The sequence below is a fragment of the Anaerosporobacter sp. genome (assembly GCF_031551385.1).
GTDB lineage: Bacteria > Bacillota > Clostridia > Lachnospirales > Lachnospiraceae > Anaerosporobacter.
Genome location: NZ_JAVBNS010000255.1, coordinates 1 through 9,740, shown reverse-complemented (window position 1 = coordinate 9,740; position 9,740 = coordinate 1). Strand labels below are relative to the sequence as shown.

Genomic DNA, 9,740 nt, shown 5'->3' with positions numbered 1-9,740 from the left:
TCCTCATACCATTCTTCAGGAGTTAACAAGAAGTTCTCGCAACGGTATTTTACAATCGATGGATTATCGATATCCAATATGGCCCCCCCAATTGAATATACATATCCATTACATGTTCCACTAACACCGTGATAGAATAGTAACCAACCTTCTGATGTTTCAATTGGTGCTGCTCCTCCACCGATCTTTAATGATTCCCACCATTTTGAGCTTTTGCCCATAACGTGTCTATGTTTTCCCCAGTATACCATATCAGGGCTTTCACTAACGAAGATATCACCAAATGGTGTGTGGCCACTATCCGATGGTCTTGAAAGCAACATATAATTTCCGTTTATCTTTCTTGGGAATAAAACGGCATTACGGTTAAATGGTAAGAATGGATTTTCAATTCTTGTAAATGTCTTAAAATCCGTTGTCTTTGCCATTCCTATAGCAGCTCCGTAGAAATCTTGACACCAGATAACATAATATGTATCTTCAACTTTAACTAATCTAGGATCATATGCATATTGTGGTTGAAATTCCTCACCATTTTCATCAACAAAATTGATTTTGTTTTCATCAAAGTTCCAATGAATTGCATCATCACTTCTACCTAAATAGATATAAGGAATACCATTTACTTGCTCTCCACGGAATACTCCGATGAAGCTATCTCCATATGGCATAACTGCACTATTAAAGATTCTAGCGACTCCTTTAACAGGATTTCTTCCGATAATCGGATTTTCTGAATATCTCCAGATAGGTGCATCTTTTAGCCCTTCTGGTCTTTCTTGCCAAGGCACATTTGGCACTGGCGCACTAATCATTTTTACTTTGCTCATTATTTCATCTCCTTTAAACTATCTCTAATATTTTAACCTTTTACTGCTCCTGCTGTAATACCACTATAAATCTGCTTCTGACAAGTTATAAATATTAACAAAGCTGGCAATAACGATATAATAACTCCTGCACAAATTAAATTGTAACGACTTCCAAGTGGTCCTGTGAATGTGAATAATGATATTGCCACAGTACGTAGTTCCTTTTCTTGAAGGTATAGATTCGCACTATAATATTCATTGTACGTACTAACACCTTTTAGAATTAAACTTGTTACAATTGCTGGTTTTAATAAAGGAAGCATAATCTTCCAATAAATCTGCATATATGATGCACCATCAATAATTGCTGATTCATCTAGTGACGTTGATATATTTTCCATAAACTGAATAAATATATAGATTGCAATTACATCAGTACCCATCATCATGATAATATATCCATATAGATGATTGATAAATCCAAGTTGTTGCATAATGTTGTATACGGAAATCTGCATTGCTACTCCTGGAAGTAGGGAAGCAAAAAGGAATAAGTTTCGTATTAGCGCATTACCTAAGAATTTAAAACGGTTAAGTATATATGCTAATTGTGTTCCAACAAGAATAGAACCTATTAACACGAATATTAATACAATAAAGGAATTCCCAAATGCACGTCCCATACCTGCCATCTTAAATGCTTTTGTAAAGTTCTCAAAATTCAACCAACTCTCAGGTAATGTCATAACATTTGTACTCTGATATTCCACATCGTCTTTAAATGCTGTGATAACACATGATACAATTGGTAATACAGCTATAAATGTAAAAAGTAACAATGATAGATACTTAATTGATGACCATATGATTCTACTTGGACTATAATGTTTTTTTTGTTTTGCTGCCATCTGCATTACCCCCTTTGCCTTTTCTTCTTTCTTACAACTTGATCTTCTGCGTTTGCATTCTTAAACGCATATTTAAAGAATACTTTCTGTAAGATAGTAGCTGCGAATATTATCATAAGTAGTACAACTGCCATTGCTGAGGCAAGACCTACTTTTTGATTTGTATGTGCAATTCGGTTCATTACTACGAAATATGTAGCAGTACCATTTGCTCCACCCGTGATAACATATGGAGGTTCAAATGCACTAAGAGAACCTGTAATTGACAGAATAACGTTTAATGTAACGATTGTCTTTATACTAGGTAGAATAATATGAATAAACTGTCTAAATTTATTTGCACCGTCTAGTTCAGCTGCTTCGTACATCTCAGAGTCTACTGACATAATAGCACCAATGAAAAGTACCATGTTTTGTCCGAAATATCTCCATATTGATGTACCCACAAGAGAAACATTATTTAATCCTTGTGTTCTCAACCAGTACGGAAGATTTTCAAGATCAAACCCACACCACTGTAGTACGGAATCAAATACAAAACCTCTTGTAAAGAAAAATTTGAATATAAATCCAATTGCAATACCATTAATTAGATAAGGGAAGAACATGAATCCCTTAAAAATATTGCCGCCTTTTGTTTTAAAACTAAGCATAGTTGCTAAATATAACGCAATTGCTAACTGTACAATAGAACCTGCCATGTAGTAGATACATAATTTAAGTGAACTAAAAATCTCTTTATTCCTAAAAACTTCTTTATAGTTATCCAAGCCAATATATTTCGGTGTATTCGTATAATTCATTTTGAAAAAACTGAATTTAACCATCTCCCCAAAAGGAAGATATGTAAATGTGAACAACAACAAAAGAGGGATAAACATAAATGCTATAATAATAATGGCTTGTTGTCCTTGTCTACTCCTTACCCATTGACGTAGGGACTTCTTTTTCTTATGGTCTGTATGTGCTGTCATATGACCCTCCTTCTAATTGATACTGGATATTCTATCGCACAAATCTTGATTTATTTGTGCGATAGTACATCAAGAAAAATAAGTATGTTACTCTTTAATTGGTTTTATTATTGATTAACTGTAACGCTGTTAGCTTCTTGAGCAGAAGTCCATTTTGCATTCCAATCTGCCATAATTTCATCAAATGTCATGTCTTTGTTCGCTGCATGTTCAATGATTTGTTGAACTTTTGTGTTACCACCAGCAGATACCATTAAGTCTGAATCTGCATTGATTAGGTTAAGTAAATCTTCTTCTCCTGTAATTGCTGGATCATCAGAAACTAATTCAATACCATCAAATGCTTTGTATAATTCAGGGAAATTATCATCGTTTGCGCCTACTGGAATACCATTTTCGTTATAAGCGAATCCAGATTTTTCTGTAAGCCATTTAACAAATACCATTGCTGCTTTTTGATTGTCTTCAGATGAGTTTTTGTTGATTCCTAATCTGTAGTCAGGGCCTGATGATGCATATTGTTTTCCATCAACTGTAACAGGGAATGACATATATCCAATATCATCGCCGTGATCACCAGCAGATACCATTTGAGGGTATGCCCAAGAACCAAGTACCATACAACCGATTTGACCATTGTTGATCATTCCTTTACAACCTTCCCAGTCAGTTGTTGTAAAGTCATCTTCTGTTAATCCACCAGCTACTGCATCATAAAGAACTTTGTAAACAGCGTAAGGACCAGTTTGGTTTCCTTGATCTGCAAATGGATCTTTTGCATGAATTAATTTTTGGTTTTTGTAAGTTGTATCACCAGTTGCTGTTCCTGAAATATAATCATCCCATGCACTCATAGTCCAACCAGCTGCATAGTTTGTATATAATGGAGTTGCATCTGTATTATCTTTGATTGCTTGTAATGCTGCGATGAATTCATCTGGTGTTGTTGGAAGTGTAGTAACTCCAGCTTTTTCGAAAACAGCCTTGTTATAAACGATACCACGAGCAGTTCCCATGTAAGCTACACCGTATACTTGTCCATCATAAGCCATATCTGTTGCATAGCGAACTTGATTGTTCATAGTGTCAATGTCACCATATGATACAAAGTATTTTGATAAATCTGTTTTATCAACTTCTGGAATCATTAAGATGTCACCATAGTTACCACTTTGTAAACGAAGTAATGCACTTTCTGCATATGTAGTATCTGCATCGATTTCTACTTTGATGTTTGGATACATTTGATTAAATTCTGCAACATAATCTGACCATTTCTTTCCACTGTAATCTTCTTGGTTCAAATCTGTTCTGTTGTTGTAGAACTTAATTGTTGTTGAAATATCTGTGTAGCTTTCCCCAAGTACGATGTTTTCATAACTTAAAGCTTCATTGCTTGAAGTATCTACATCATTCGATGTATCATCACCTTTAGAAGCATTATCTGTTGCCTCAGTTGATGGTTGATTGTTTGTTGTTTTATCATTACTTTTTTTGCTGTTGCTTGAACAAGCCACACATGATAATGAAAGAACTACTGCTGTACCAATTGCTACAAATTTTTTTAATCTCATAACAAATCCTCCTTTTTTGTTTTGCTACTCTTTTATTTTCGTTACTTTTTTGTAACTTAATTTAATTATAGTTTATTTTATTTTTAAGTCATCACTTATTATTGTTTTCTATCTATCATTTTTGATTTTATTGGACATTTTATACGATTTAGCTATTTTTTTATGTTCATTTTGTGCACATTACCTACTCTTCAATCACTTTTTTACTTCATTTTCAACCTAATTTAACTTATTATTTTAACTTCAACACAAGTGCCAGTTGATTAATTTATTCTTTTACTTTATAATATTCGTATATATATCGTTTTCAATTACTTTTACTTTCTTTCAATAACAAGATGATACCAAAGTCAAATGATCAACATATTCATGCTTGCATGATAAAAAGATGTATTTAAGACCAACAAAACATAAGAATGGAGCGAGATACCTTATGAACGATTACGAACGTTTTTTAACATCCTTATCTTCTTATTCCAAATTACCGAATTCCTTAGACATCTCATTCATTATGCCAAACTATCCAAGGGAAAATTCTTCAAACGAGCCCTCTCTCATCTATGCAGGTGGAGAAATTACGATATCGTTTCCTTTCTTCTGCGAATCCACCGGATTCCCTTCCTATCTCCTTATTCGCACACTAACAGGTGCTTCAACAGTCACAATTGAAGGAACTACGTATTCATCGCAAGAAAACAATTTACTTTTTCTTAACTGTAACTTACATTTTAAGATTAGTTCTTATAGTAGTAACTGGACTTTTCAGATTTTATATCTTAGAGAAGACTTTATTCGTTCTTATTTTTCAGCATTTAACGAAAGCAACGAATTCATATATGATATTAAACCATATTCATGCATACCTACTTGTTTTCAAAACATTATTAATGAATCTTCTTCAAGTACTGTTTTATCAAATCTTTACGAAACCAAATGGCTAATTGATATGTTAACTGAAATTTGTGTAGCAGAACAAAGTAAAACTGCTCCACGAATTGCAATACCAAAGTACCTCCAAAAAGCAAAAGAAATTCTTGAAGACCACCTTGATGAACCATTCTCGCTTGAAGACTTAGCAGAAGAGTTGCATGTTAATAAGTACCGACTATGTCGTGAATTCTCTTCCCACTATAACATGCCTCCCCTTCGCTATCTAAACTACCAAAGGATACAAAAAGCGAAAGAACTTTTGTTTAAAACCAATCTTACGATAACCGAAATCAGCACACAGCTTGGCATTGAGAATGTGAATCATTTTATTCACCTATTTAAAAAAGAGACTGGAACTACCCCGCTTGCTTACAAGCAGGAAGCTCCAGCCTCCATTCGTGAATTATATTCTTAGTTGTAAAAGTATTGCGAATTACATCAATCCACTTTCACTTTTGCTGTAGTATTAACCAATTGTTTGAACTCTTCTCTGTATCCATCTCTATATTCAAGTTCATTCAATCGTTTTATAACATGCTTCATCGAACCTTCTTCAAGAAATGGGCTATCTTTTAGTACCATTGCAAATTCTGCAATACAGGAAGCAAACTTCCAATCTTCACTTGGTTTATTCGTATATGCCTGCAATGTTACAGGATAACTTAATAACTTACTTTTCTCTTCCTCAGGCTCTTTATATCGAACTTGAATGTTTAACAATTCATTCTTATATTCGTTGTTCGTTGACGATACTTGATATCTTGAGCCTGTTGTTTTCTCTTCCATTTCCATCTCACTTGATACAGGGACTAATTCATATAACACCGTTACGGAATGCCCTGCACCTACTTCCCCTGCGTCTTTTGTATCATCGTCAAAATCCTCTGCATTAAGAACACGGTTTTCATAACCAATTAGACGGTATCCCTTAATCCATTCAGGATTAAATTCTACTTGGAACTTTACGTCTTTCGCTACTGTCACCATATTTGCTCCAAGTTCATCTACTAACACTTTCTTCGCTTCAAAGACAGAATCGATATAGGAATAGTTTCCATTCCCATTATCCGCAAGTGCTTCCATCTTATTATCCTTAATATTGCCTGTTCCAAAACCTAGTACTGATAGATAGATTCCACTTTCTCTCTTCTGTGTTATCAACTCTGTCAGTTCATACTCCGTTGTAAGCCCAACATTCAAGTCTCCATCGGTAGCAAGTATTACACGATTATTGCCACCTTTAATAAAATATCTTTGTGCAAGCTCATAAGCTGTCTGTATTCCTGCACTTCCTGCTGTACTTCCGCCTGCTTCCAAGTTGGTAATCTTATCAATTATTAGATTTGTCTCACTTCCTTTTGCACCTTGTAATATAACAGCATCTTCCCCTGCATACGTTACAATGGAAACACGATCTTTACTTGTAAGATTCTCAGCTAACATAGAAAATGCTTGCTGCATGAGCGGCAATTTGTTTGGTTCATCCATAGAACCTGATACATCAAGTAGGAATACTAGATTCGAATCAGGACCTTCTGCAAAATCAATCGCTTCTGTCTGCATACCAATCATCATAAGCAACGTATCTTGATTCCAAGGGCATTTACCAACCTGAACATTGACACCAAACGGTTCACCTTTTTCCGGCCCATCATAATCATACTTAAAATAGTTCAACAACTCTTCCACTCGAATTGCATCTGCATCATACACATATCCACTTTCATTAATCATTCTTCTCATATTGCTATACGATGCGGTATCCACATCTGCTGAAAATGTTGATAATGCTTCTTTCGAAACTGCTATGAATTCATTCTCTGGATAGCTATTATATTCCTCTGTAGAAGGATCGTAATAATAATCATCACCTACCACCTGCACATCACATTCATTTGATGTAGCCTCATACTCTATTGGAGCATAATTACTATCATCACCTGCGGCACTATCCTTGTAATCACTTGTTGAATCATTGCTTTTTGATTCTCCATTCGTATAATTCGTCTTAGAATTATCCTTTGAGTTATCCTCTGGCTTCTTGCTACAAGCTACCCCCGTAAACACTAACGACAACGCCACCACCATACAAAGTAATCTTTTTCTCATAGTTTCTCCTCCTTTTCAACCTCTCTGAATAACCTTTTTTATTAAAAATGCCTCCTCTTAGCAATTTTTAATTCCGGATTATATATCCATCTAATTATTAGACGAGTGAAAAGTGGATGTGGTTCCATTTTTTTAATCAATATAACGCCAATCAACTAAAGCATTGAAAAGTAGATGGTATAACTCATTCTGCGTCTCACTAACTTCTGTTTTTATATATCCCGCGCCAATTATTATTCCAGCCTTTGTAATACTAAAGTCAACTCCTTGCCCCTTAAAACTCTCTTTTCCATTACTAAGAGTAATTTGATACTGGATTCTATGACCCGATTCATATAGATAATCAATATTATACCCTACAATGGAAACTCCTTTTGACTCTAGTTCCTTCATGGCATTTATGAATTTTTCTTTACAGCTTTCATAATAACCAGAATACCCAAGTGCTCTATATTTCTCTCCTATCTCTGCTGCATATGCAATACTTTCCCTTGCTTCTTTATTCCGATTCTCATATATAACTTCTGGTACAAGGCTCCATTCATCCATACTACCAAATAGATGGATATATTCATCACTACCTATCTCCAAACCTATAACATAAGTTTCTCTATCTATATTGTCATCTCCGTTAAAAAAATAATTTTCATTCTCAACCGAAACAACATATCTCTTTCCTTCCATCACAACAGTACCATATATCCTATGAGAATCTCCTTCTTCAACATTCAATGCATTAAAATCCTCTTCTGGAATAATAGAATTTCCTCTATAATAGATACTTGACCAGAAATCTGTTGTATCTTTATTCTTTTCATAGTCATTATATTCATTCTCATAAGTTCGATTTTGCACATAATACACTTCATTATCAACAACAATCTTCTTGTAGTTTTCTTCATATACTGTCTGCTCCAAGTCTGTATAACCCGCTTCCCCTTCATACAAGCTTTTCACATCAAAGTATTCAAATGCTTTCTCATAATTACCTTTCTTCAATTCCTTCAAAAACCTTCTTGACGTAAAGATTTCATCCAAACTACTATAACTAATACCTTCTTGCTTTATCTCATTATGTATCAAATACACATTCGGTACGATTATCATAATTGAAAGCACAACAATGACCAAAGATGCAATCCAACGATTTCGAATCTTGGTTAATGCTTTTTTCATACTATAGTTTTTACCTGTTTTACCAGCTTCATCATAACTACTTTCTCGATTTCTTTCCTCTTCATCTGCCTCTTTTCGGTTGTCTTCCTCAGACTTTTCTCTCACTAACATCTCCTCTGGCACTAGCTTTGTATTCATCTTCTTATAATATTCTCTACAACCTTCACACTCTTTAAGATGCTCTTGAATCAATTGTTTTGACGCTTCTAAACAACCATCTTCTATGTAGATTGGCATAATATCTTTTACTATCTCACAAGGTATCATTCCCATTCCTCCATCCTTTCCATTATTTTTGCTTTCGCGCGATAGTATGTAACCTTAGCCCATACTTCTGACTTATCAAATATTTCTCCGATTTCTTTAAATTTCAATTCTCCAAACACACGTAAATTGAACACTTCCTTATATGGTTCTTCCAGACTATGCAATACTTTATGCACTTTCATAGACTGCTCTTTGCTTACCATATCTTTTACAAAGTCCTGCTCAAACTCCATTTCCTGTAGTTCTGCTTCTTGGTCTACAAACTTCTGTTTTCTATACCACGAGATATATGTATTCTTCCCAATTTGGCATAACCATGTAAACATACTACATTGTTCTTTGAATTGATGAATATGTAGCATCGCTTTATAAAATGTATCCTGTGTCAGTTCTTCTGCAATTTGCTCATCTCGCGTTAATGCAAGCAGATAGTGATACACTTTATTCGCATACTCATCATAGATTTTTGAGAACTTTGCCATCTGTCTTCTCCTTTCCTCACATTTATTAGACGCACGAAGATATAAAAAGATACAAAAATAATGAAAATAAAAAAACACAAACTAATTAATGTATAATAACACAAAAATGCGTTAAACTCAAAATACATTCTCCTAAAATACATCTAATCATAAAGAGAGCCTAGGCTAGATGCATATGCATCCAAGCTAGGCTCTCTTATTCATCTAGAAAAAGGATTCCCTTTTATCTACTATTTATTATTTATAAAGCTCAACCAATTTTAACAAGTGATCATAACGAGCTTTTGCTGCTGCTTCTGATTCAGCAAATAATTTTTCAGCACGATCTGGGAATGACACAGCAAGACGAGTATAACGAGTTTCGTTATTTAAGAAGTCTTGGTATGTTCCATCTCCTGGTTTAGAAGTTAATGTGAATGGATTCTTTCCTTCAGCCTTAAGTTGTGGGTTGAATGAGAATAGATTCCAGTAACCAGCTTTCACTGCTGCTTTCATTTCATCTTGACAG

General features: G+C 34.5%; 9 protein-coding genes. 1 reads left to right on the top strand and 8 read right to left on the bottom strand.

Annotation, left to right across the window (positions count from 1 at the left end):
- From RMR19_RS19115 to RMR19_RS19100, 4 genes are all read right to left on the bottom strand, one after another.
- On the bottom strand, positions 1-830 hold an 830-nt coding region (locus RMR19_RS19115; RefSeq protein ID WP_310605101.1), incomplete at its 3' end, for a glycoside hydrolase family 130 protein.
- A 32-nt stretch (positions 831-862) separates the two neighbouring features.
- Positions 863-1,720, bottom strand: a complete 858-nt coding sequence (locus RMR19_RS19110) for a carbohydrate ABC transporter permease (RefSeq protein ID WP_310605100.1) — start codon at positions 1,718-1,720, stop codon at positions 863-865.
- Between the two features lie 5 nt (positions 1,721-1,725).
- Positions 1,726-2,694 carry a carbohydrate ABC transporter permease gene (locus RMR19_RS19105; protein WP_310605099.1) on the bottom strand — a complete coding sequence of 323 codons (969 nt, stop codon included), beginning with the start codon at positions 2,692-2,694 and terminating at the stop codon, positions 1,726-1,728.
- Positions 2,695-2,801: 107 nt separating this feature from the next.
- Entirely contained in the window at positions 2,802-4,268 is a 1,467-nt protein-coding gene (locus RMR19_RS19100; RefSeq protein WP_310605098.1) for an ABC transporter substrate-binding protein, read from the bottom strand.
- A 433-nt stretch (positions 4,269-4,701) separates the two neighbouring features.
- On the opposite strand from RMR19_RS19100, the gene RMR19_RS19095 reads away from it, so the two are divergent.
- Positions 4,702-5,613 carry a helix-turn-helix domain-containing protein gene (locus RMR19_RS19095; RefSeq protein WP_310605097.1) on the top strand — a complete coding sequence of 304 codons (912 nt, stop codon included), beginning with the start codon at positions 4,702-4,704 and terminating at the stop codon, positions 5,611-5,613.
- Positions 5,614-5,636: 23 nt separating this feature from the next.
- Here RMR19_RS19095 and RMR19_RS19090 read toward each other — a convergent pair whose 3' ends face one another.
- From RMR19_RS19090 to RMR19_RS19075, 4 genes are all read right to left on the bottom strand, one after another.
- Complete coding sequence (locus RMR19_RS19090; RefSeq protein ID WP_310605096.1) at positions 5,637-7,307, bottom strand: vWA domain-containing protein; 1,671 nt, start codon at positions 7,305-7,307, stop codon at positions 5,637-5,639.
- Positions 7,308-7,439: 132 nt separating this feature from the next.
- On the bottom strand, positions 7,440-8,750 hold the full coding sequence (locus RMR19_RS19085) for a zf-HC2 domain-containing protein (RefSeq protein ID WP_310605095.1): 1,311 nt from the start codon (positions 8,748-8,750) through the stop codon (positions 7,440-7,442).
- Positions 8,747-9,232, bottom strand: a complete 486-nt coding sequence (locus RMR19_RS19080; protein ID WP_310605094.1) for an RNA polymerase sigma factor — start codon at positions 9,230-9,232, stop codon at positions 8,747-8,749. The genes RMR19_RS19085 and RMR19_RS19080 overlap by 4 nt, the downstream gene beginning before the upstream one ends.
- Before the next feature lie 237 nt (positions 9,233-9,469).
- Positions 9,470-9,740 (bottom strand): hypothetical protein (locus tag RMR19_RS19075; RefSeq protein ID WP_310605093.1); only part of this gene is annotated, 271 nt, incomplete at its 5' end.